A 22,284-nucleotide genomic window follows, 5' to 3' on the forward strand; every position below is an offset into this window, starting at 1 on the left:
GAATTGAAATGAGCCAGAATGTTTATCAATTTATCGACCTGCAGCGCGTTGATCCGCCGAAGAAACCGCTGAAGATCCGTAAGATCGAGTTTGTTGAAATCTACGAACCGTTTTCTGAAGGTCAGGCGAAAGCCCAGGCGGATCGCTGTTTGTCCTGCGGGAACCCCTACTGCGAGTGGAAATGTCCGGTACATAACTACATCCCGAACTGGCTGAAACTGGCTAACGAAGGGCGTATTTTTGAGGCGGCTGAGCTATCGCACCAGACCAACACCCTGCCGGAAGTGTGTGGCCGCGTCTGCCCGCAGGACCGCCTGTGCGAAGGCTCCTGTACGCTGCACGACGAGTTCGGCGCAGTAACCATCGGCAACATCGAACGTTATATCAACGATAAAGCGTTCGAAATGGGCTGGCGCCCGGATATGACCGGCGTGCGCCAGACGGACAAACGGGTAGCGATTATCGGCGCAGGTCCGGCAGGGCTGGCGTGCGCCGACGTGCTGACCCGCAACGGCGTGAAGGCGGTGGTCTTTGATCGCCATCCGGAAATCGGCGGCCTGCTGACCTTCGGTATTCCAGCTTTCAAACTGGAAAAAGAGGTGATGACCCGCCGTCGCGAGATCTTCACCGGCATGGGTATTGAGTTCAAACTTAATACCGAAGTGGGCCGCGACGTCGAACTTGACGAGCTGTTGAAAGAGTACGACGCGGTATTCCTTGGCGTCGGCACCTATCAGTCGATGCGCGGCGGGCTGGAAAATGAAAATGCGGACGGCGTATTCGACGCTCTGCCGTTCCTGATCGCCAATACGAAGCAGATCATGGGGTTTGGCGAAACCAGCGACGAACCATATGTCAGCATGGAAGGCAAACGCGTGGTGGTGCTGGGCGGCGGCGATACCGCAATGGACTGCGTACGTACCTCCATTCGTCAGGGCGCAACGCACGTAACCTGTGCTTATCGTCGTGATGAAGAGAACATGCCGGGCTCCAGACGCGAAGTGAAGAACGCGCGCGAGGAAGGTGTCGAATTTCAGTTTAACGTTCAACCGCTGGGCATTGAAGTCAATGCCAACGGCAAAGTGAGCGGCGTAAAAATGGTGCGCACTGAAATGGGCGAACCGGATGCCAAAGGCCGTCGGCGGGCGGAGATCGTCGCCGGTTCCGAGCATGTGGTTCCGGCTGATGCGGTGGTGATGGCGTTTGGTTTTCGTCCACACAGCATGGAATGGCTGGCGAAACACAGCGTGGAACTGGACTCGCAGGGACGAATTATCGCGCCGGAACGCAGCGATAATGCTTTCCAGACCAGCAACCCGAAAATCTTCGCCGGTGGCGACATCGTGCGCGGTTCCGATCTGGTGGTAACGGCGATTGCCGAAGGCCGTAAGGCGGCTGACGGGATTATGAACTACCTCGAAGTGTAACCCTTCCGGCTCCCCGGTTGATGCCTTGTGCTGATGGCTGGGGAGCCGATATTCCTCTCCTCAATATCTCTCCTGCCGATTCTGGAAACCCGCTCGTAAATCGAGATGTAATGCCATGTAAAATCCGTTCATGGATTGATCCGTTTACGCCTGAAGCGTATTGATAGCGTTCTAATTTCATAATGAAACTATCACGTAAGGGATGACATGACGAATCCAACTTTAGCGCCACAGTCTGATGAATATCAGCAAATCCATGACGGCATTATTCGTCTGGTCGATACGGCACGTACCGAGACCGTGCGCAGCATCAATGCCATTATGACAGCAACCTACTGGGAAATTGGCCGACGCATTGTCGAATTTGAACAGGGAGGAGAAGCGCGAGCGGCCTATGGCACTCAGCTCATCGAACGATTATCGGTAGATTTAAGTCAGCGCTATAAGCGCGGTTTTTCCACCAGAAACCTATGGCAAATTCGTACATTTTATCTTTGTTTTCAACACATTGAAATTCTGCAGACACTGTCTGCGGAATCTTCAAATCTCATACCGCTCGCCAAAACATTCCCTCTTCCCTGGTCAGCTTATGTGCGTCTGCTGTCGGTGAAAGATAACGATGCCCGCACTTTTTACGAGAAAGAGACGCTACGTAACGGCTGGTCAGTTAGGCAGCTCGACAGGCAAATCGCCACTCAATTTTACGAACGAACGCTACTGTCCCACGACAAATCCGCCATGTTGCAGCAGCCTGCACCCGCCGAGCCAAACGTTTTGCCGGAGCAAGCCATACGCGACCCGTTCATTCTGGAATTTCTTAACCTGAAGGACGAGTATTCCGAATCAGATCTCGAAGACGCGCTGCTCAGCCACCTGATGGACTTTATGCTGGAGCTTGGTGACGATTTTGCTTTTGTTGGCCGCCAACGCCGACTACGCATAGACGATAGCTGGTTCCGCGTCGACCTGCTGTTCTTCCATCGTCGCTTGCGCTGCCTGTTGCTCGTTGACCTGAAGGTAGGCAAATTCGGTTATGCGGATGCCGGGCAGATGAATATGTACCTGAACTATGCCAAAGAGCACTGGACAATGCCCGGAGAAAACCCGCCAGTCGGCCTGGTTTTGTGCGCAGGGAAAGGCGCGGGGGAAGCGCATTACGCGCTGACTGGCCTGCCAAACACCATCATGGCGAGCGAGTACAAAGTGCAGTTGCCCGACGAAAAATTACTCACAGACGAACTTATTCGTTCGCAAACCATGCTGGAAACTCAACTCACACGCGGTGGTTCACTGACAACGGAGAAAAACTAGCGAATCATTAATGACATGAATGATTATCAAAAAAATATCACACGAAAACGTTTGCTTTATTCTGAGAACTGTATATTATGCGGCGGATTTTTTGGGCAAAATTCATGGAGGCGTTGTGTCGCAGGACAACAATTATAGCCAGGGCCCCGTCCCTCTGGCGGCGCGGAAGGGCGTGATTCCACTGACGTTTGTCATGTTGGGTTTAACGTTTTTTTCCGCCAGTATGTGGACCGGAGGGACACTCGGCACCGGTCTTACCTATCACGATTTCTTCCTCGCAGTTCTCTTCGGTAATCTCCTCCTCGGTATCTACACTGCATTTCTTGGTTACATCGGCGCAAAAACCGGACTCTCCACCCACCTCCTTGCACGTTACTCCTTTGGCGTTAAAGGCTCATGGCTTCCCTCCTTGCTGCTTGGCGGCACACAGGTAGGCTGGTTTGGCGTTGGCGTAGCGATGTTCGCTATTCCGGTCAGTAAAGCGACGGGCATTGATGCCAATATTCTGATTGCCGTTTCGGGTCTGCTGATGACCCTGACCATTTTTTTCGGCATCTCGGCGTTGACCATTTTGTCTATCATTGCCGTACCCGCGATCGTGATTCTGGGCAGCTACTCCGTCTGGCTGGCGGTCAGCGGCGTGGGTGGGCTGGAGCATTTAAAAACGATAGTGCCGCAGACGCCGCTGGATTTTTCCAGCGCGCTGGCGCTGGTGGTGGGCTCGTTTGTCAGCGCCGGTACATTAACCGCCGACTTCGTCCGCTTCGGGCGTCATGCCAAAAGCGCCGTACTGATTGCGATGGTCGCTTTTTTCCTCGGCAACTCGCTGATGTTTATCTTTGGCGCGGCAGGCGCTGCCGCCGTCGGTCAGGCGGATATCTCTGACGTGATGATAGCGCAGGGGCTGCTGCTGCCCGCGATTGTGGTGCTTGGCCTGAATATCTGGACCACCAACGATAACGCGCTGTACGCATCGGGTCTGGGCTTCGCCAATATTACCGGTCTTTCCAGCCGCACGCTGTCGGTGGTGAACGGGATTATCGGTACCGTGTGCGCGCTGTGGCTTTACAATAATTTTGTCGGCTGGCTGACGTTCCTGTCATCTGCCATCCCACCGATTGGCGGAGTGATTATTGCCGACTATCTGTTGAACCGCCGCCGCTATGCCGACTTCAACACCGTGCGCTTTATTCCCGTTAACTGGATTGCTATTCTTTCCGTCGCGCTGGGCATCGCCGCCGGACATTATGTTCCTGGTATTGTGCCCGTCAACGCCGTACTCGGCGGCGTCTTCAGCTATATCCTGCTGAATCCACTTTTCAACCGCAGCCTTGCTAAATCACCAGAGGTCAGCCATGCAGAACAATAACATCACCATTCTTCAGGCGCGTCTGCAGGGACACGAAGGATTATGGCAGATTACGATTGAAAACGGGCGCTTTAGCCGGATTGAGCCTCAGGAAGCCGCATCGTTACCGCAGGGCGAAGTGCTTGATGCCGAAGGCGGTCTGGCTATTCCACCGTTTGTTGAGCCACATATCCACCTGGATACCACGCAAACGGCGGGTGAACCGAGCTGGAACCAGTCCGGCACACTGTTTGAAGGGATTGAGCGCTGGGCAGAACGTAAAGCAATGCTCACGCATGAAGATGTGAAAGCGCGCGCGATGCAGACCCTGAAATGGCAGATGGCTAACGGCATCCAGTACGTTCGTACTCACGTTGACGTTTCAGATCCTACGCTCACCGCGCTGAAAGCCATGCTGGAAGTGAAGCAAGAGGTTGCGCCGTGGGTAGACCTGCAAATTGTCGCCTTTCCGCAAGAAGGTATTCTGTCTTATCCCAACGGTGAAGCGCTGTTAGAGGAAGCCGTGCGTTTGGGCGCTGACGTTATTGGCGCCATTCCGCACTTTGAGTTCACTCGGGAATATGGCGTTGAATCGCTGCACAAAACCTTCGCCCTGGCGCAGAAATACGATCGCTTGATCGATGTGCACTGCGACGAAATTGATGACGAGCAGTCTCGCTTTGTCGAAACGGTCGCGGCGCTGGCGCATCGTGATGGCATGGGGTCGCGCGTGACCGCCAGCCACACCACGGCTATGCACTCGTACAACGGCGCGTATGCGTCACGCCTGTTCCGCCTGTTGAAAATGTCGGGGATTAACTTCGTCGCCAACCCGCTGGTGAATATTCATCTGCAAGGGCGGTTTGACACTTACCCGAAACGTCGTGGCGTCACGCGAGTGAAAGAGATGCTGGAAGCGGGGATCAACGTCTGCTTTGGCCATGATGACGTCTTCGATCCGTGGTATCCATTAGGCACGGCAAATATGCTGCAGGTGCTGCATATGGGGTTACACGTTTGCCAGTTGATGGGGTATGGGCAAATCAACGATGGGTTAAATCTGATCACTACCCACAGCGCAAAAACCCTGCATTTACAGGACTACGGTCTGAGCGTCGGCAATGCCGCGAATCTGGTTATCTTACCCGCTGAGAATGGATTCGATGCGGTACGTCGCCAGACGCCTGCCCGTTACTCGATTCGCCACGGGCGGGTAATTGCCGAGACGGTGCCGAGCCAGACGACGCTGCACCTGCCCCAGCCGGAAGCCGTGACGTTTAAGCGTTAACCCGTCATACCCGCGCTCTCCGGCACATTCACCACGCAGCCCGTAAGGGGCTGCGTTCGGAAGACTGCTCCGGCAAGAGATTCAGGCCGCCAGCAGACTGGCGCGTACTTTCACTACCACTTTCTTGATGTCATCCGGCTCACCCACTGCACATCCCGGTTTATGCGGTTCTCCCGGCATAAACACAGCAAACATCCCCGCTTGCAGCGTAATAGTCTGCTCGTCGACAATTTGACTACAAAGCTGGTAATCCTCTTCAACGTGCATCTCCTCGCACTGGCGAGCGGCACCGGACATCCCAAACGCAATACGCTCGACGCCGGTTAGTAGTAGCTGAATATCAATGTATTGTTCATGCAATTCCGCTTTCTTCTCGGCCGGCATTTGCGTCGTTAACTGCATTACATTCATAAAGATATTGTCGCCCTGCAATTCATAGCGCCCCGGCGCTTTCTCCTGCGGCCTTGCCGCCAGCGCGAGAGTCAAGGCATCCAGCAGTCGCGGATGCAACCCGCAAGAAGGCAACGACTGTACTTCCCCCATCATCATAATGTGTCTCCTTGAGCTAACAAAGCAGCGCCTAATAATCCTGCGTCATGCCGATAGCGAGCGGCGCTCAGCGCCACGTGATAAGGCGCAGGCTCTTGCATCAAAAACGCGCGAACCTGCTCCAGGTAACCCTCAGCTAACCCTACGCTGCCGCCAATGACCACACACTGGCAGTCGGTAATCGCTTTCACATCGGCGATCATTCGCGCTATTACCTGCGCGGATTGGCTTACCAGATGTCGCGCCTGCTGATGACCTTCGCCAGCGCGAATAAATAGGGTTTTGGCGTCGCATCCCGCCAGATCGTCCCGCGCCGCCGCGGCCATCCCTCGTCCGGAGGCGATGGCCTCTACGCAGCCAACGCGTCCACAGCCGCATACGGGCCCGTGTGGGTCCGCCAGGGTGTGTCCCAGGTGCCCGGCCAGACCGCCTTTTCCGGTAAGGAGCTTGCCGTCGCAGACAACGCCGCCGCCAACGCCGGTTGAAACGGTGATAAATACCATATCGCGGATATCATCAGGGAGCGCGTGATACTCCGCCCAGGCCGCCGCCTGCGCGTCGTTCACCGCCAGTGTCGGCAGGCCTGCGATCGTTTCCAGTGTTTGTACTAACGGAAAGTGTAGCAAGCCGCCCAGATTATGGGGGTTTAGCGCCAGCAGCATCCCTTCCTGAATGATCCCGGTAGAAGCTATCGCTACCTGACGCGCCTCCGCCCGTAGCGGTTCAACCAGCGCCTTTAATGCTTCACGTAACGCATCCGGCGTTTTGCTTGCGGGGGTCGGCAGCTCGCGACGCTGGCTAATGCGCAAGTTGTTGTCGATGAGCGCGGCGGCAAGTTTAGTACCGCCAATATCGATTGCTAACGTAGTCATGACGCCGCCTTTTTTAATGCGTCGTTATACCATCCACAGATATGTTCCAGACGGGTAATGGCGGACCCCACCGTCACCGCCCATGCGCCATAACGGATCGCCTCCGCCGCCAGTGCTGGCGAGTTATAGCGCCCTTCGGCTATTACCCGGCATCCGGCGTCATGCAACGCTTTGACTAAGGGCAGATCGGGTTCCTCCGGCGTATCGGGGGTGGTGTAGCCGGACATTGTCGTGCCGATAATGTCCGCGCCCAACCGTTGACAGGCGAGACCATCGTCCACGGATGAGCAGTCGGCCATCGCCAGTAGATGGTGGTGATGAATGCGCGCCAACAACGCCTCAACGGCTACCGGCCGTTGCCGAGCGGTTCCATCAACGGCGATAATAGCTGCTCCGGCCTGTGCCAGCGCATCTACATCGTCGAGAAAAGGGGTAATGCGCACTGGAGAGTCGTCCAGATCGCGTTTGATAATGCCGATAATGGGTACCGAAACGAGCGAGCGGGTCATACGCAGGTTGTCTATGCCTTCAATACGCACCGCAACCGCGCCCGCCTGTTCCGCCGCCAACGCCATTGCCGCTACAATCTCCGGCTTATCCAGCGGACTGCCCGGAACGGGCTGGCAGGAGACAATCAGGCCGCCAGAAGCGGCAATATTTTTATCCAGTTGTTCAAGTAACGACATACTACTCCCTTACAAATATTGCCCGGTTTAAAACCGGGCAAGCGGATTAACTTTTCGTTTTTACAAAGGCACCTTTACCACTGCCAAGCGGTACGGCTCCGCTGAACGGTTTGTCGTCGATAGCATCGTGGGTGCGTAACGCTTCCGGACGTAGCCAACGCTGTACGCGAGACGGCATATCAAGCCCAATAAGCAGGATCACGACAAACGTCAGGCTGAAAGAGAGCGATGCCAGCGCAGTGCCCAGATCCAGACGTTGAGCGATCAGTGCTCCCAGGATCGGCGCCAGCGCGCCGCCGAGCGCGCCGACGTTATAAGTAAAGCCCAGCCCCGCCGCGCGCTGATCGGTATCGAAGTAACCGCCGATCAGTTTCGGCAGAATCCCGGCAATCCCCTGCCCCAACATCTGTTGGAAAAACAGTAGCAGACCCAGAACCCAGACGTTTGTGCCGCCAATCGCAAAGACCGGAATAATGAGGATTTGCGAGGCCAGCAGGCTACAGACATAGGCTTTACGCGTTCCCAGCCAGTCGCCAAGAAAACCGCCTACGCAGCAACCAACCGCCGCGCCAAATCCGCTAAAGAACAGGACATTCGCCACCGTATGCGGATCGTAGGCCAGCTCGGTTTTCAGATAAGTAGGTAATAGCGCCTGAATCGGCCAGGAATAGAGGAAAGCAAACAGTACCACCAGCATCAGCATGACGCCAGTGGGCCAGCGTTTACCGCTGCTCTGCACCATAAAGCTGATAAAGATAACCGCGCACAGTAGTCCCAGCCCCGCCACAATCGCAGCATTTTGTAGGTTACCGGCAAAACAGAACCACAGCGCAGCGGCGGCGGCGAAAGTCATTAAAATGTTGATGATGCGATGCTCGCCCCGATAAAGAATGTCGACCATCGTGCGTACCGGCGCTTTACCCGCGTGTTTCTCTTTCCAGTCTTCCGCTTCCGGAATGTTTTTCCGCAGCCAGAGAGCGAAGATAATTGGCAAAATGCCAATGAAAAACAGCGCGCGCCAGCCCCAGACAGGCACCACCAGGCTGTACACCTGCGCGGCAACGACCGCGCCGACGGAGAAGCCGGAAATCAGAAAACCGCTGGCTTTATTGCGTAAATGTTTTGGCCAGCTTTCAATCACATAGGTCGCGCTGGAACCATATTCGCCCGCCATGCCCATACCAATCACCAGTCGGGCGATGAACATGGTGGTGTAACCGGGCGCAAACCCGCATGCCAGGGTTCCCACCGAAAACAGAATGATGCTGCTGACCATCGCCAGACGACGCCCATAGCGATCGCCCATCGCGCCCAGTAATAACCCGCCGAACCAGCGAGAGATAAAAGCCGCAGAAATCAGGCTTGCCGCCTGTACCGTCGTCAGCCCAAATTCGCTTTGTACCTCAGTCAGTACAAGAGCAATCAACACAAAATCAAAACCATCAAGCAGATATCCCAGCCAGGCAGCGGAAAATGCCCGCCACTGCGCCCGGTTGAGATGGCGATACCACGGGATGTTCTGGGTAGAAGTACTCATTTTACTCTCCCGACGATTTTTGTTGTCGTTATGCCGAATGGCGGCTCCGCCTTATCCGGCCTACCGCTCACACTGTTGTAGGCCGGGCAAGCGTAGCGCCCCCGGCATTATGCTGTTACGCCTTTTCTTCCATCAGTTGTTGCGCCAGCGCCTTGAGCGCCGGCAGGTATTTTTCATCAACAGGCGCAAACGGTTTACGACACAGCGGCACCGATAGCACGTCCATATAATGCAGGACCGTTTTCAGGCCGCGGAATACGCCGGTTTTAATCAGTAAATCAATAACCTTATTGCACTCGGTTTGCAGACGCTGCGCTTTCGCCACATCGCCTTCACGTAATGCCTGCACAATCCCCTGGTAACGCCAGCCCATAATGTTGTATGTGCTGCCGATACCGCCGTCCGCGCCCGCCAGCAGGCCGGAAGCGAAGATTTCGTCATAACCGTTGTACAGCACCAGATCCGGATGCGCGCGGCGGATCTGCTCCATCTGGAAGAGATCGCCGGAGGTTTGCTTCAGCGCGCTCACGCCCGGTAATGTCACCAGCGTATTGATCTGATCGAGGGTAAGTTTTACACCGCTTAACGCCGGAATGTTGTATACCACCATCGGCAATCCATCTGCGGAATCAATGATTGCCCGATAATGGTCACAGTGCTCTTCAAAACTGAAAGGGTAATAAAAAGGCGTCACCGCAGAGACCGCATCAAAACCGTAACGCTTTGCGGCGCTGGCAAGCTGCTGGCTTTCTGCGGTGCTTACCGTCCCGACATGGGCGATCAACGTGATTTTTCCCTTCGCCTCTTCGGCGACAATCTCCAGTACCTGCTCTCTTTCAGCAAGGCTCTGTACGAATGCTTCCCCGGTGGAACCGCCAACGTACAGCCCGTCGATACCCTGGCCGATGTTAAAACGCACCAGACGGCGCAGACTTTCGCTATCCAGTTGCTGCTGATGATCAAATGGGGTCAACAACGCCGCCATTACGCCTTGCAATGCTTTTGCCATACCTACCTCTACGGATGATGAATATATTAACTACCTACCTTTATACCTGTTATACCAGATCAAATAAGCAGCAAATAATACAGAACGCTTATAGTGCGATCTGCTTCACTAAACTGGGATCGGAGGCGCGATCGCTACCGCATTTTTTGACTTTTTTTACCGAGCGCGTGCCAGGTAGCGGAAACGCTATTGAGGTGGGTTTGCAGAGCGCGATCCGCTTTATCGGGATCTCGCTGGCGAATGGCATCAACAATCACAATATGCTGTTGATAACTCAAGTTATTATGTTCATGCAGCTCACGATCGGGAACGCTTGGGCGAGCGGCGATTAGCCAGTCCAGCAGAGCAACATGAATAGCCATAAAGATTGGATTGCCGGGAATTTCAGCCAGCACCCGGTGAAACTCGACATCCGAACGAATAAACAGCGCGTTGTCATCCAGCGACTGGCTATTAATTTCCAGTGCTTTCGTTAACAACGCGATCTGCTCGTCGGTGGCATGTTCCGCCGCATAGCGTACCAGGCTGGATTCAAAGAAAAGCCGTAGCTGTTCAAAGTGAGCGATGCCGCCAGGATGAGTAAGAAAATCTTTCGCCATTCCCGACAGTTCGCTGATGATAGTATCAGCAGAGGGGCGCGAGACGCGGGCGCGTTCGCCGTTATTGATTTGCACCAGACCTTTACGCTTCAGCGCAGCTAACGCTTCACGCACGGAGGGACGCCCCACATTGAAGAAGGCCATTAATTCACGTTCAGACGGTAGCTGTTCTCCCTCGCCAAACTCATGACGGCGGATCATCTGCTCCAGCTCTTCCTCAACCATTTCAGACAGTTTTTTACGCGCCAGCGGGCGGCGGCGCAAACTACGCCCGAGGGATGTCGGTGAATCTTCTGCTTGCGAATCAAATGCGTTCATAACGTCCATTCATGAGTGGTCGGTGGCAAATAATAGCAAGCTTATCGTAACACAGCTTCAAAAGCAGGGTGAACCCGCGAGGAGACCAAACAAAACAGGCCCTTCCGGGCCTGTTGATTATTTTACTACGCGCAGCGCCGGACGTCCGCCACGCGGCGGAGGCGGCTCGTCATCAGGGCTACTGTCGTCATCGTGGTCGGGCTTATCGCCATCAATGACGGACATCACGGTCTCGCTTTCCGCGCCTGCGGTATTGTCATCATCATTTAAGCTGACAACGTCTTCATCATAGGCGGCTTCAGGCTCAAACATGGTGCCTGCGCCGTTTTCACGGGCGTAAATCGCTAGCACCGCAGCCAAAGGCACAGAAACCTGACGGGGAACGCCGCCGAAGCGCGCATTAAAACGCACTTCATCATTAGACAGCTCCAGATTACCTACCGCTCGCGGCGCAATATTGAGGACGATTTGCCCATCGCGCGCATATTCCATAGGGACATGCACGCCAGGCAGCATCACATCCACCACCAGATGCGGAGTCAACTGGTTATCCAGCAACCACTCGTAGAAAGCACGCAACAGATAAGGACGACGCGGCGTCAACTGTGACAAATCCATACAGGTTAACCCCGACCGAGGCGCATTTCACGTTCAGCTTCGGTTAAAGAAGCCAGGAAAGAATCACGTTCAAAGACGCGGGTCATATAGCCTTTCAGCTCTTTCGCCCCTGCGCCGCTGAATTCGATACCCAACTGCGGTAAACGCCACAGGAGAGGCGCCAGGTAGCAATCAACCAGGCTGAATTCGTCGCTCAGGAAATACGGTTTCTGACCAAATACCGGCGCAATCGCCAGCAGCTCTTCACGCAGTTGTTTACGCGCAGAGTCGGCCTCGGAAGCAGACCCGTTTACGATGACGTTCATCAGCGTATACCAGTCTTTTTCAATACGGTGCATGTACAGACGGCTTTCACCGCGCGCGACCGGATAAACCGGCATCAGCGGCGGATGAGGGAAACGCTCATCCAGATATTCCATAATGATGCGAGATTCCCACAGGGTCAGCTCACGATCCACCAGTGTCGGAACGCTTTGATTCGGGTTGAGGTCAATCAGATCCTGAGGTGGATTGTCCTTTTCCACATGTTCGATCTCAAAACTAACACCCTTTTCAGCCAACACAATGCGGACCTGATGGCTATAGATGTCAGTAGGACCAGAAAACAGCGTCATTACCGAACGTTTGTTGGCAGCGACAGCCATGAAAACCTCCAGGTATATTCAGAATTTTTACTGCTACCAGCCACAATGTGACCAGCCAGATGTTATGTCACCCAGGGCGAAAAAAGCCATCATTGCTCAGAAACGAGACAAAAAATGAACATTCCCCGCTATTTGGGCAGAAAATTGGATGATAGTTTACCAGATTTTGTGACCTTTGTGGTGAGTCGATTCTGGAATTGGGGAAAAAGAGACAACAATCCGCATTTCATCGTGACAGATAAATGCATTGCCCATAAAAAAACCCGCCGAAGCGGGTTTTTCGCTAATAGTTGTCTGCCGAAGCAGAAACCCATTAACGTTTGGAGAACTGCGGACGACGACGTGCTTTACGCAGGCCGACTTTCTTACGTTCAACCTGACGAGCGTCACGAGTAACGAAGCCAGCTTTACGCAGTTCGCCACGCAGGGACTCGTCGTACTCCATCAGAGCGCGGGTGATACCGTGACGGATCGCACCAGCCTGACCAGAGATACCACCACCTTTAACAGTGATGTACAGATCCAGTTTCTCAACCATGTCGACCAGTTCCAGCGGCTGACGAACTACCATGCGGGCAGTTTCACGACCGAAGTACTGTTCCAGAGAACGTTGGTTGATAACGATTTTACCGTTGCCCGGTTTGATGAAAACGCGAGCTGCGGAACTTTTGCGGCGACCAGTGCCGTAGTATTGATTTTCAGCCATTGCCTATAATCCCGATTAGATGTCAAGAACTTGCGGTTGCTGTGCCGCGTGGTTGTGCTCGTTGCCCGCGTAAACTTTCAGTTTACGGAACATAGCACGACCCAGCGGGCCTTTTGGCAGCATGCCTTTAACCGCGATTTCAATCACACGCTCAGGACGGCGGGCAATCATCTCTTCAAAGGTCGCTTGTTTGATACCACCGATGTGGCCGGTGTGGTGATAGTACACTTTGTCAGTACGCTTGTTGCCGGTTACAGCAACTTTGTCAGCGTTCAGAACGATGATGTAATCACCGGTATCTACGTGCGGAGTGTATTCCGCTTTGTGCTTACCGCGCAGGCGACGAGCCAGTTCAGTAGCCAGACGGCCCAGAGTTTTACCGGTCGCGTCAACAACATACCAGTCGCGTTTTACGGTTTCTGGTTTAGCTGTAAAAGTTTTCATTAAAAGCTTACCCAAATAAATAAGTTACACGTTGGTGAACACCCAAACGTTTTAAATAGTTGAGGTTCACACGACAAAGTCCGGTAAACCTACCCCCTCGGATATGTTTGGCCGGCACAGAGAAAGTTTGGGAAAAAACTCTCTTGTAACGTGGGGTCGCAGGATTATAGAGAAGTCCAGGTCAAAGATCGACCCCTTTTTGCGATTTGCCGCGGGTTTTGTTCAGGCCTGGTTCACCCTCGGTCGGGGAGGTTGCACAGATATAATACCGCATAATGCCGGGGCGCTGCGCTTGTCCGGCTTACGGCATATGCTCCCGCTTGAGGTACTCCGCACTCTGCATCTCTTGCAGGCGTGACAGACAGCGCTGAAATTCAAACTTGAGCCGCTCCCCCTGATAAATTTCATATAACGGCGCGGCGGCGCTGACCACCAGCTTAACGTGGCGCTCGTAAAACTCATCCACCAGCGCAATAAAGCGGCGCGCTTCGTTCTCCATCAGCGGCGTCATGACCGGCACGTCAAACAGCAGAACCGTGTGAAATAACCTTGAGAGCGCAATGTAATCATGCTGGCTGCGGGCTTCGACGCACAGCGTAGCGAAAGAGACCGCTAGCGTTTGGTTTTCAACGCCCAGGGTGGATAAAGGGCGATGATTGATTTCCAGCGTCGGAGCGTGCTCGCGCGCCCCCCCCGCTAACGCCAGCCACAGTTTATCCATTTGCCGCTGGGTTTCATCATTAAGCGGCGTTAGCCATAAATGGGCCTGCGTCAGCGTCCGCAGTCGGTAATCGACGCCGGCGTCCACATTCATAATGTCGCAGTGCTGTTTAATGGCATCGATAGCCGGCAGGAAGCGGGCGCGTTGCAAACCGTTGCGGTAGAGTTCATCCGGCGGAATATTGGAGGTCGCGACCAGCGTAATGCCGCGTGCAAACAGCGCTTTCATTAAACCGCCCAGCAGCATGGCGTCGGTAATATCGGTGACGAAAAACTCATCGAAACACAGTACGTCCGTCTCGGTTTTAAACCGATCGGCAATAATGTCTAACGGATCGATCTGTCCCTGTAGCGCAGTAAGTTCTTCATGCACGCGCAGCATAAACCGATGAAAATGCAGGCGTAGTTTTCGCTCGCCCGGCAGGCTGTGGTAGAAGAGATCCATGAGCCATGTTTTGCCGCGCCCCACGCCCCCCCACATATACAGCCCGCGAACCGGTATTTGCGCGTCCGGTTCGTTTTTGCCTAATAATTTCCCCAGTCGCGCTATCAGACCGCCGGGTGGCGTAGCCGACGATTTTTTCGCGGTGAGCGCCTGATAAAGGGTTTCCAGACGGTCGACCGCCTCTTTCTGTACGTCGTCAGGCTGATGGGTGCCTTCGTTGAGTGTCTGGAGATAACGCGATGTAGGGGAAAGGCTTTGCATAATGTTATTGTTATTCCTTGAAAATCGATGTGCCGTCGTTCACGGCTGACGAAAAAAAGGCCGTTCTACACTACGCGATATGCTGTCGGGATTCCACTTCTACGGAATTAGCGGTTATAGTGGCATAATCAGGCGCGGGCATGGAGCCTGGAGCCAACACCCTACGGAAACATAAGACAACGGGAGATGTTCATGACCTGGGAATATGCGCTAATTGGATTAGTCGTCGGTATCATCATTGGTGCCGTGGCCATGCGTTTTGGTAATCGTAAGTTACGTCAACAGCAGGCATTGCAGTACGAACTGGAAAAAAACAAAGCTGAGCTGGAAGAGTACCGTGAAGAGCTGGTTAGCCACTTTGCCCGCAGCGCGGAACTGCTGGATACCATGGCGCATGATTACCGCCAGCTGTATCAGCATATGGCGAAAAGCTCCAGCAGCCTGCTGCCGGAAATGTCTGCGGAGTCGAATCCGTTCCGTAACCGTCTGGCGGAGTCTGAGGCGAGCAACGATCAGGCGCCAGTACAAATGCCACGTGATTATTCTGAAGGCGCGTCTGGCCTGTTACGTAGCGGCGCAAAGCGCGATTAATCGCACGCCGTTAAGAAATTTATCGGGCGCATCGCTTGCGCCCTCTCTCTATCTTTCCTGTCCCAGCTATTATCATTGTTACCAGGCTGAAAATTCAATAACATCAATCTGTTTTGAATTGTCTATCCGTTCATCCAAGGTACGAGAGCAGCATCCATGAAAAAACACACCCAGCTGTTAAGTGCATTAGCGTTAAGTGTCGGGTTAACTCTTTCGGCGCCGTTTCCAGCCCTTGCATCGATACCAGGCCAGGTGCCAGGCCAGGCGACGCTGCCAAGCCTTGCCCCTATGCTGGAGAAAGTGCTGCCTGCTGTCGTCAGCGTAAAAGTCGAGGGAACCGCCGCCCAGAGCCAAAAAGTGCCGGAGGAGTTTAAAAAATTCTTTGGCGAGGATCTGCCAGACCAGCCGTCCCAGCCGTTTGAAGGACTCGGTTCGGGGGTGATTATCGATGCCGCGAAAGGCTATGTATTAACCAATAATCATGTGATTAATCAGGCACAAAAGATCAGCATTCAACTGAATGACGGACGCGAATTCGACGCGAAGCTGATCGGCGGCGACGACCAGAGCGATATCGCTCTGTTACAAATTCAGAATCCCAGCAAGTTAACGCAAATTACCATCGCCGATTCCGACAAACTCCGCGTCGGCGATTTCGCCGTAGCGGTCGGTAATCCGTTTGGTCTTGGGCAAACCGCCACCTCCGGGATTATTTCAGCGCTGGGACGCAGCGGGCTTAATCTGGAAGGGCTTGAGAACTTTATTCAAACCGATGCCTCTATTAACCGCGGCAACTCCGGCGGCGCGCTGCTTAACCTGAACGGCGAGCTGATCGGGATTAATACCGCGATCCTCGCGCCAGGTGGCGGGAGTATCGGCATTGGCTTTGCTATTCCTTCCAATATGGCGCAGACGCTGGCGCAGCAGTTGATTCAGTTCGGCGAAATCAAACGCGGATTGCTGGGAATTAAAGGCACTGAAATGACCGCTGATATCGCCAAGGCATTCAAACTGAACGTTCAGCGTGGCGCTTTTGTCAGCGAGGTTTTACCCAATTCAGGTTCGGCGAAGGCCGGGGTGAAATCCGGAGACGTGATTATCAGTCTTAACGGTAAGCCGCTGAATAGCTTTGCCGAACTGCGTTCACGTATCGCCACCACCGAACCGGGCACGAAAGTGAAGCTGGGCCTGCTGCGCGATGGTAAGCCGCTGGAGGTGGAAGTCACGCTGGATTCCAATACCTCTTCTTCCGCCAGCGCCGAAATGATCGCCCCGGCGTTGCAAGGCGCGACGTTGAGCGACGGCCAGCTGAAAGACGGGACGAAAGGCGTTAAGGTTGATAGCGTCGAAAAAAGCAGTCCTGCCGCGCAGGCCGGTTTGCAAAAAGATGATGTTATCATCGGCGTTAACCGCGATCGTATCAGTTCTATCGCCGAAATGCGCAAAGTGATGGCGGCAAAACCGTCCATCATTGCTCTTCAGGTAGTACGCGGCAACGAGAACATTTATCTATTGCTGCGCTAATCCTGTCTTAAACCGGGCATCAGCCTGCGATGTGATGTCCGGTTAACTCATGGTATGCTGCTGCCGTTCCCTTTTTTAACGACGCCTCCATCATGTTTGTGAAGCTCTTACGTTCGGTCGCAATAGGTTTAATTGTCGGCGCTATTCTGTTGGCCGTCATGCCTTCTTTGCGCAAAATTAATCCTATCGCCGTCCCGCAATTCGACAGTACCGATGAGACGCCAGCCAGTTATAATTTTGCGGTTCGCCGCGCCGCGCCTGCCGTCGTCAATGTCTATAACCGCAGTATGAACAGTACCGCGCATAATCAACTGGAGATCCGCACGCTGGGTTCCGGCGTGATCATGGATCAACGCGGTTATATTATTACCAACAAGCACGTGATTAACGATGCCGATCAGATTATCGTCGCGCTACAGGATGGCCGCGTCTTTGAAGCGCTACTGGTTGGCTCCGATTCGCTTACCGATCTGGCGGTGCTGAAGATCAACGCCACTGGCGGGCTGCCTACCATCCCGATTAATACAAAGCGTACACCGCATATTGGCGACGTCGTACTGGCTATCGGCAACCCATATAATCTGGGACAGACCATCACCCAGGGGATCATCAGCGCAACGGGTCGTATCGGCCTGAACCCGACGGGGCGACAGAATTTTCTCCAGACCGACGCCTCGATTAACCACGGTAATTCCGGCGGCGCGCTGGTCAACTCGTTAGGCGAACTGATGGGGATCAACACCCTCTCTTTTGATAAGAGTAACGATGGCGAAACGCCGGAAGGCCTTGGTTTTGCGATTCCCTTCCAGCTAGCCACGAAAATTATGGATAAGCTTATCCGCGACGGTCGCGTGATTCGCGGCTATATCGGTATTGGCGGACGAGAAATCGCGCCGCTGCACGCGCAGCAGGGTAGCGGCATGGACCCGATTCAGGGCATTGTCGTTAATGAAGTGACGCCAAACGGCCCCGCCGCGCTTGCCGGTATTCAGGTTAATGATTTGATTATTTCGGTCAATAATAAACCCGCTGTGTCCGCACTGGAGACGATGGATCAGGTGGCGGAAATCCGCCCGGGCTCCGTCATTCCGGTCGTGGTAATGCGGGATGATAAGCAGCTCACGTTCCAGGTGACGGTGCAGGAATACCCGGCGTCGAACTAAAACGACGCGGCTTTTGCCCGCGTCGTTCGACGGCTAGTCAATAAAGACTGGCCCTGCCGGAAAATGCGCCAGGAAACTCGTGAAGATCAGCAGAGCGGGGAGACTTTTCTCCCCGACGGCCTCTTCACGCAGCACCTTATCGAGTGCCAATAAGCCAGACTCGCCTCCTTCCCCCAGAATGCCGCCCATCCAGAGCAGTCGTTGCGCCTGTTGACGCGCATACTGCGATGCGCTTTTCCAGGCGATCAGATGCAGCAACGTTTGTAACAGCAGGATCCGAGATGCGTGACCATCGCGTTGTAATCGCCTGAATACGGGTAATGCAATACTACGTACCGTCGAGAAACCGCTCGCCGCCTCCCCCTCAATCGGCGATAAACCAACAGCCGCCTGTTTGACGAAATCGCATAACTGATTGTGTGTTAATGGCCGCTCGCCTGCGCTCATATACCCTGCGGCAAAACAGAGTAACCCGATACCCTGAGCCCAATCGGTCGATGGCAGAATCCCCTGCGGAACATTCGGTGCCGACGTCTGTGCGGCACAAAGCCCCTCGTCGTAACACTGTGCAAAACGTTGCTCATATATTGCTGAGTTGACGCCAGACCACGGCAGCAAATGCAGCGCTGGCTCAAGCTCAGTTATCTGATTCACCGTCTCAACAACATAATGCAAGATGGTTTCTCTGGATGGCATGGATGTACCTTGCCGAAACGCAACCATTTCACTCATTACTGTGTCCTCATTTTGCGGGAGCAGAATCACTGCTCCCGATTAGATTGGATTACATCGCCAGCACGTACTTGAGCATCACGCCCGCCGCAATGGCCGAACCGATAACCCCCGCCACGTTCGGGCCCATCGCGTGCATCAGCAGGAAGTTCTGTGCGTCCGATTCCAGCCCCACCTTGTTCGACACCCTGGCTGCCATCGGCACCGCCGACACCCCCGCCGAACCGATAAGCGGGTTGATTTTGTTCTTACTGCACAGGTTCAGCAGCTTCGCCATCAGCACCCCGGCCGCCGTCCCAATCCCGAACGCAATCACCCCCAGCAGCAGAATGCCCAGCGTCTGCGGCTGCAGGAATTTGTCCGCGACCAGCTTGGCCCCCACCGACAGCCCGAGGAAGATGGTCACGGTATTAATCAGCCCGTTCTGCACCGTGTCGCTCAGACGCTCCACCACGCCGCTTTCGCGCATCAGGTTGCCAAAGCAGAACATCCCCAGCAGCGGCGCGGCGTCCGGCAGCAGCAGGGCCACCAGCATGAGCAACACCACCGGGAAGAGGATTTTTTCCCGCTTGCTGACGGTGCGCAGCTGCACCATGCGGATTTTCCGCTCCGTCTCCGTGGTCAGCGCCTTCATAATCGGCGGCTGGATTAACGGCACCAGCGCCATATACGAGTACGCCGCCACCGCGATGGCCCCCAGCAGCTCCGGCGCCAGCTTGCCCGACAGATAAATCGCCGTCGGGCCGTCCGCGCCGCCGATAATGCCGATGGCCGCCGCCTGCGGCAGGGTGAAGCTGATAAGGCCGAAGTAGTTCAGCGTCAGCGCCCCCAGCACGGTGGCGAAGATACCGAACTGCGCCGCCGCGCCGAGCAGCAGGGTGCGCGGATTCGCCAGCAGCGGGCCGAAGTCGGTCATCGCGCCCACGCCCATAAAGATGACCAGCGGCGCGACGCCGGAGCCAATCGCCACTTTGTAGAACAGCGCCAGCACCCCCGGCGTATAGCCCATGTCCACCGCCAGGTTCTCCATCTGGCTCTGCACCGACGGCAGCGCCAGCGCTAACGCCTCTTTAATGGCGTGCACGTCCGGCGCGCAGTTCAGCTTCGCGGCAATCGCCGCCAACTGCCCGGCGTCGTGATGTGCCAGCAGGCTTTCCAGCGCGGTCAGCGCCATGCCCGCTTCCGGGATGTTGGAGAGCAGGCCGCCGAAGCCAATCGGCAGCAGCAGCAGCGGCTCGAACTTTTTCGCAATCGCCAGCCACAGCAGCAGCAGGCTGACCAGCAGCATGATGGCCTGGCCTGCGCCAAGGTGCATCAGCCCCATGCCCTGAAGCAGGGCGTTCAGACTTTCCATTTCCGCTCCTCGTCCTTACGCCAGCGTCATCAGGGTGTCACCGACGGAAACCGCGTCCCCGGACTTCACCGCAATACCGCGTACCGTCCCGGCCTGCGCAGCGCGGATTTCGGTTTCCATCTTCATGGCTTCCAGAATCAGCAGCACGTCGCCTTCGGCCACCGTCTGGCCCTCGGTGGCAATCACCTTCCAGATGTTGCCCGCCAGCGGGGCGGTGACCGGGGTGCCTGCGCCTGCGGGGGCGGCGGCCTGAACCGGTGCGGAAGAGGCCGCCGGTTCAGCCGCAGTAAGCTGGCTGATATCGCCGCCGTCGCTGACTTTGACCACAAAGGCTTTGCCTTCCACTTCGACGGTGTAGATACCGGAAGCTGCGGCTTTTGCCGGGGCAGCGGCAGGCTGCGCGGCTTCCGCCTGCGGCAGTGGCTCAAACGCCGCCGGATTGTGGCGGTTCTCAAGGAATTTGAGGCCGATTTGCGGGAACAGCGCCACGGTGAGCACGTCGTCGATGGCGTTTCCCGCAAGCTGGATGCCCTTCTCCTGCGCCTGGCGCCTGACGTCGGCTTCCAGTTCAGCCAGCTCCGGTTTGAGTAAATCCGCCGGACGGCAGGTCACCGGAGCGCCCCCTTCCAGCACCCGCGCCTGCAGTACCGCGTTCACCGGCACCGGGGTGTGCCCGTATTCGCCTTTCAGAATGCCCGCCGTTTCTTTGGCAATGGTCTTGTAGCGTTCGCCGGTCAGGACGTTGAGCACCGCCTGGGTGCCGACAATCTGTGAAGTGGGGGTCACCAGCGGGATAAAACCGAGGTCCTCGCGCACGCGGGGGATTTCCGCCAGCACCTGGTCGAGTTTGTCCGCCGCGTTCTGCTGCTTCAGCTGGCTTTCGAGGTTGGTCAGCATTCCGCCCGGCACCTGCGCCACCAGAATGCGGCTGTCGTAGCCTTTCAGCTGGCCTTCAAAGGCGTGATACTTTTTGCGCACCTCGCGGAAGTAGGCGGCGATGCTTTCCAGCTTCAGGATATCCAGCCCGGTGTCGTGCTCAGTACCTGCCAACGTCGCCACCAGCGCCTCGGTGGCCGGGTGGCCGTAGGTGGCGCTCATGGAGGAAATCGCCGTGTCCACGCCGTCAACGCCCGCCTCGATGGCCTTCAGCAGGGCCATCTCCGCCATCCCGGTGGTGGCGTGACAGTGCAGGTGCAGGCGCACCTCAAAACGTTTTTTGATTTCGCTGACCAGCTCATACGCCGCCATCGGCGTGAGAATGCCGGACATATCCTTGATGGCAATCGAGTCAACGCCGGTTTCCAGCAGTTGCTCCGTTAAATCCAGCCAGGTCTGCAGGGTGTGCGCCGGGCTGGTGGTGTAGGAGAGCGTGCCCTGGGCGTGCGCGCCGTGGCTGCGCACCGCCTGCAGTGCGGCTTTCATATTGCGCGGGTCGTTCATGGCGTCGAAGACGCGGAACACGTCCATGCCGTTTTTCACCGCGCGTTCGACGAAGCGTTCCACCACGTCATCGGCGTAGTGGCGGTAGCCGAGCAGGTTCTGCCCGCGTAGCAGCATCTGCAGCGGGGTTTTGGGCATGGCCTTTTTAAGCTCGCGCAGGCGGACCCACGGGTCTTCGCCGAGGAAACGGATGCAGGCGTCAAAGGTGGCGCCGCCCCAGCACTCCAGCGACCAGTAGCCCACGTCGTCGAGCTGAGCGGCAATCGGCAGCATATCATCAAGACGCAGACGGGTGGCAAACAGGGACTGGTGGGCGTCGCGCAGGACGACATCGGTAATGGCAATGGTCATGGATCCCTCCGGGAAATTAAACGTGGTGGCGGTGATGGTGAATGGCGGCGGCAATCACCGGCTTTAAGCGGGTGAAGTCGTCAGCGGGCGCGGCGGCGGCAGGTGCCGCCTTCGGCGCCGGGACCGGTTCGGGGAAGAAGCGGTTGACGGCGGCGGACATGCCGCGGATGGCGAAAATCAGCAGGAACAGAAACGCCAGCACGAACCCCATGCCGAGGAACATCAGGGTGAAGCCTTCACCTAATAGCAGAGCTGCATCAGTCATAAAATAGCCTTCAGGCAGGAGGCACGATAATGGTGCTATTTATGACGATGAAATAATAAGGGTGGATTTCCCTGAGCCGCCC

The 22,284-nt window shown here is 55.6% G+C and carries 22 protein-coding genes; 7 read left to right on the top strand and 15 right to left on the bottom strand.

Annotated elements, in window-relative coordinates:
* The first annotated feature begins 8 nt into the window (after positions 1 to 8).
* The 4 genes from gltD (at position 9) to J4645_RS13030 (ending at position 5,374) form a co-directional block, all read left to right on the top strand.
* Entirely contained in the window at positions 9 to 1,427 is a 1,419-nt protein-coding gene (gene gltD / locus J4645_RS13015; RefSeq protein ID WP_000081633.1) for a glutamate synthase subunit GltD, read from the top strand.
* A 207-nt stretch (positions 1,428 to 1,634) separates the two neighbouring features.
* Positions 1,635 to 2,738 carry a PDDEXK nuclease domain-containing protein gene (locus J4645_RS13020; RefSeq protein WP_000184301.1) on the top strand — a complete coding sequence of 368 codons (1,104 nt, stop codon included), beginning with the start codon at positions 1,635 to 1,637 and terminating at the stop codon, positions 2,736 to 2,738.
* A gap of 115 nt (positions 2,739 to 2,853) precedes the next feature.
* The gene (codB, locus tag J4645_RS13025) at positions 2,854 to 4,107 is read left to right on the top strand and encodes a cytosine permease (RefSeq protein ID WP_001542969.1); all 1,254 of its coding nucleotides are present in this window, start codon (positions 2,854 to 2,856) and stop codon (positions 4,105 to 4,107) included.
* A complete protein-coding gene (locus J4645_RS13030; protein ID WP_023137156.1) occupies positions 4,094 to 5,374 on the top strand; it encodes a cytosine deaminase in 1,281 nt (426 codons plus the stop codon). Before codB ends, J4645_RS13030 begins: the two co-directional genes overlap by 14 nt.
* Before the next feature lie 81 nt (positions 5,375 to 5,455).
* Here J4645_RS13030 and nanQ read toward each other — a convergent pair whose 3' ends face one another.
* The 11 genes from nanQ to zapE form a co-directional block, all read right to left on the bottom strand.
* Positions 5,456 to 5,923 carry an N-acetylneuraminate anomerase gene (gene nanQ / locus J4645_RS13035; protein WP_000979901.1) on the bottom strand — a complete coding sequence of 156 codons (468 nt, stop codon included), beginning with the start codon at positions 5,921 to 5,923 and terminating at the stop codon, positions 5,456 to 5,458.
* Positions 5,920 to 6,795, bottom strand: coding sequence for an N-acetylmannosamine kinase (gene nanK / locus J4645_RS13040; RefSeq protein WP_000208981.1), 876 nt, complete (start codon positions 6,793 to 6,795; stop codon positions 5,920 to 5,922). The genes nanQ and nanK overlap by 4 nt, the downstream gene beginning before the upstream one ends.
* Positions 6,792 to 7,481, bottom strand: coding sequence for an N-acetylmannosamine-6-phosphate 2-epimerase (locus J4645_RS13045; protein ID WP_000054439.1), 690 nt, complete (start codon positions 7,479 to 7,481; stop codon positions 6,792 to 6,794). The genes nanK and J4645_RS13045 overlap by 4 nt, the downstream gene beginning before the upstream one ends.
* A 46-nt stretch (positions 7,482 to 7,527) precedes the next feature.
* Positions 7,528 to 9,018: a sialic acid transporter NanT gene (gene nanT / locus J4645_RS13050; RefSeq protein ID WP_000108071.1), complete on the bottom strand. Its 1,491-nt coding sequence runs from the start codon at positions 9,016 to 9,018 to the stop codon at positions 7,528 to 7,530.
* Positions 9,019 to 9,133: 115 nt separating this feature from the next.
* A complete protein-coding gene (gene nanA, locus J4645_RS13055) occupies positions 9,134 to 10,027 on the bottom strand; it encodes an N-acetylneuraminate lyase (RefSeq protein ID WP_001029665.1) in 894 nt (297 codons plus the stop codon).
* Between the two features lie 134 nt (positions 10,028 to 10,161).
* A complete protein-coding gene (gene nanR / locus J4645_RS13060; RefSeq protein WP_000382923.1) occupies positions 10,162 to 10,953 on the bottom strand; it encodes a transcriptional regulator NanR in 792 nt (263 codons plus the stop codon).
* A 108-nt stretch (positions 10,954 to 11,061) separates the two neighbouring features.
* Positions 11,062 to 11,562, bottom strand: coding sequence for a ClpXP protease specificity-enhancing factor (gene sspB, locus J4645_RS13065; RefSeq protein WP_000366112.1), 501 nt, complete (start codon positions 11,560 to 11,562; stop codon positions 11,062 to 11,064).
* 5 nt (positions 11,563 to 11,567) lie between these two features.
* On the bottom strand, positions 11,568 to 12,206 hold the full coding sequence (sspA, locus tag J4645_RS13070; RefSeq protein ID WP_000257298.1) for a stringent starvation protein SspA: 639 nt from the start codon (positions 12,204 to 12,206) through the stop codon (positions 11,568 to 11,570).
* 313 nt (positions 12,207 to 12,519) lie between these two features.
* The gene (gene rpsI, locus J4645_RS13075) at positions 12,520 to 12,912 is read right to left on the bottom strand and encodes a 30S ribosomal protein S9 (protein WP_000829815.1); all 393 of its coding nucleotides are present in this window, start codon (positions 12,910 to 12,912) and stop codon (positions 12,520 to 12,522) included.
* Between the two features lie 15 nt (positions 12,913 to 12,927).
* Positions 12,928 to 13,356: a 50S ribosomal protein L13 gene (gene rplM, locus J4645_RS13080; protein WP_000847559.1), complete on the bottom strand. Its 429-nt coding sequence runs from the start codon at positions 13,354 to 13,356 to the stop codon at positions 12,928 to 12,930.
* A gap of 301 nt (positions 13,357 to 13,657) precedes the next feature.
* Positions 13,658 to 14,782 (bottom strand): cell division protein ZapE, encoded by a 1,125-nt coding sequence (gene zapE / locus J4645_RS13085; protein WP_023214443.1) that lies wholly within the window; start codon positions 14,780 to 14,782, stop codon positions 13,658 to 13,660.
* 192 nt (positions 14,783 to 14,974) lie between these two features.
* On the opposite strand from zapE, the gene zapG reads away from it, so the two are divergent.
* From zapG to degS, 3 genes are all read left to right on the top strand, one after another.
* Positions 14,975 to 15,373 carry a Z-ring associated protein ZapG gene (gene zapG, locus J4645_RS13090; protein ID WP_001519074.1) on the top strand — a complete coding sequence of 133 codons (399 nt, stop codon included), beginning with the start codon at positions 14,975 to 14,977 and terminating at the stop codon, positions 15,371 to 15,373.
* A 156-nt stretch (positions 15,374 to 15,529) separates the two neighbouring features.
* A complete protein-coding gene (gene degQ, locus J4645_RS13095; RefSeq protein WP_023208355.1) occupies positions 15,530 to 16,897 on the top strand; it encodes a serine endoprotease DegQ in 1,368 nt (455 codons plus the stop codon).
* A gap of 92 nt (positions 16,898 to 16,989) precedes the next feature.
* Positions 16,990 to 18,060 carry an outer membrane-stress sensor serine endopeptidase DegS gene (gene degS / locus J4645_RS13100; RefSeq protein ID WP_000497705.1) on the top strand — a complete coding sequence of 357 codons (1,071 nt, stop codon included), beginning with the start codon at positions 16,990 to 16,992 and terminating at the stop codon, positions 18,058 to 18,060.
* A 33-nt stretch (positions 18,061 to 18,093) separates the two neighbouring features.
* On the opposite strand, the gene J4645_RS13105 is transcribed toward degS, so the two are convergent.
* Genes J4645_RS13105 through J4645_RS13120 form a run of 4 tightly spaced genes read right to left on the bottom strand, consistent with a single transcriptional unit; the run spans position 18,094 to position 22,202 of the window.
* Positions 18,094 to 18,825 carry a triphosphoribosyl-dephospho-CoA synthase gene (locus J4645_RS13105; RefSeq protein WP_023208354.1) on the bottom strand — a complete coding sequence of 244 codons (732 nt, stop codon included), beginning with the start codon at positions 18,823 to 18,825 and terminating at the stop codon, positions 18,094 to 18,096.
* 19 nt (positions 18,826 to 18,844) lie between these two features.
* The gene (locus J4645_RS13110) at positions 18,845 to 20,146 is read right to left on the bottom strand and encodes an oxalacetate decarboxylase subunit beta (RefSeq protein WP_023214444.1); all 1,302 of its coding nucleotides are present in this window, start codon (positions 20,144 to 20,146) and stop codon (positions 18,845 to 18,847) included.
* A 15-nt stretch (positions 20,147 to 20,161) separates the two neighbouring features.
* Positions 20,162 to 21,937, bottom strand: coding sequence for a sodium-extruding oxaloacetate decarboxylase subunit alpha (gene oadA / locus J4645_RS13115; RefSeq protein ID WP_023214445.1), 1,776 nt, complete (start codon positions 21,935 to 21,937; stop codon positions 20,162 to 20,164).
* Positions 21,938 to 21,953: 16 nt separating this feature from the next.
* Positions 21,954 to 22,202, bottom strand: coding sequence for an oxaloacetate decarboxylase subunit gamma (locus tag J4645_RS13120; RefSeq protein ID WP_001529289.1), 249 nt, complete (start codon positions 22,200 to 22,202; stop codon positions 21,954 to 21,956).
* Positions 22,203 to 22,284 lie beyond the last annotated feature (82 nt).

The organism is Salmonella sp. 32082101201600294FB01SM01 (genome assembly GCF_017572865.1).
GTDB lineage: Bacteria > Pseudomonadota > Gammaproteobacteria > Enterobacterales > Enterobacteriaceae > Salmonella > Salmonella enterica.

What these genes read in the sequence shown, in the direction of transcription:
- degS (WP_000497705.1), top strand. Translation starts at nt 16,990, where the DNA reads ATGTTTGTGAAGCTCTTACGTTCGGTCGCAATAGGTTTAATTGTCGGC.
- oadA (WP_023214445.1), bottom strand. Translation starts at nt 21,937, where the DNA reads ATGACCATTGCCATTACCGATGTCGTCCTGCGCGACGCCCACCAGTCC.
- zapE (WP_023214443.1), bottom strand. Translation starts at nt 14,782, where the DNA reads ATGCAAAGCCTTTCCCCTACATCGCGTTATCTCCAGACACTCAACGAA.
- zapG (WP_001519074.1), top strand. Translation starts at nt 14,975, where the DNA reads ATGACCTGGGAATATGCGCTAATTGGATTAGTCGTCGGTATCATCATT.
- sspA (WP_000257298.1), bottom strand. Translation starts at nt 12,206, where the DNA reads ATGGCTGTCGCTGCCAACAAACGTTCGGTAATGACGCTGTTTTCTGGT.
- nanK (WP_000208981.1), bottom strand. Translation starts at nt 6,795, where the DNA reads ATGACTACGTTAGCAATCGATATTGGCGGTACTAAACTTGCCGCCGCG.
- J4645_RS13120 (WP_001529289.1), bottom strand. Translation starts at nt 22,202, where the DNA reads ATGACTGATGCAGCTCTGCTATTAGGTGAAGGCTTCACCCTGATGTTC.
- J4645_RS13030 (WP_023137156.1), top strand. Translation starts at nt 4,094, where the DNA reads ATGCAGAACAATAACATCACCATTCTTCAGGCGCGTCTGCAGGGACAC.
- nanQ (WP_000979901.1), bottom strand. Translation starts at nt 5,923, where the DNA reads ATGATGATGGGGGAAGTACAGTCGTTGCCTTCTTGCGGGTTGCATCCG.
- sspB (WP_000366112.1), bottom strand. Translation starts at nt 11,562, where the DNA reads ATGGATTTGTCACAGTTGACGCCGCGTCGTCCTTATCTGTTGCGTGCT.
- J4645_RS13045 (WP_000054439.1), bottom strand. Translation starts at nt 7,481, where the DNA reads ATGTCGTTACTTGAACAACTGGATAAAAATATTGCCGCTTCTGGCGGC.
- rplM (WP_000847559.1), bottom strand. Translation starts at nt 13,356, where the DNA reads ATGAAAACTTTTACAGCTAAACCAGAAACCGTAAAACGCGACTGGTAT.
- nanT (WP_000108071.1), bottom strand. Translation starts at nt 9,018, where the DNA reads ATGAGTACTTCTACCCAGAACATCCCGTGGTATCGCCATCTCAACCGG.
- gltD (WP_000081633.1), top strand. Translation starts at nt 9, where the DNA reads ATGAGCCAGAATGTTTATCAATTTATCGACCTGCAGCGCGTTGATCCG.
- nanA (WP_001029665.1), bottom strand. Translation starts at nt 10,027, where the DNA reads ATGGCAAAAGCATTGCAAGGCGTAATGGCGGCGTTGTTGACCCCATTT.
- J4645_RS13110 (WP_023214444.1), bottom strand. Translation starts at nt 20,146, where the DNA reads ATGGAAAGTCTGAACGCCCTGCTTCAGGGCATGGGGCTGATGCACCTT.
- nanR (WP_000382923.1), bottom strand. Translation starts at nt 10,953, where the DNA reads ATGGACGTTATGAACGCATTTGATTCGCAAGCAGAAGATTCACCGACA.
- rpsI (WP_000829815.1), bottom strand. Translation starts at nt 12,912, where the DNA reads ATGGCTGAAAATCAATACTACGGCACTGGTCGCCGCAAAAGTTCCGCA.
- J4645_RS13020 (WP_000184301.1), top strand. Translation starts at nt 1,635, where the DNA reads ATGACGAATCCAACTTTAGCGCCACAGTCTGATGAATATCAGCAAATC.
- degQ (WP_023208355.1), top strand. Translation starts at nt 15,530, where the DNA reads ATGAAAAAACACACCCAGCTGTTAAGTGCATTAGCGTTAAGTGTCGGG.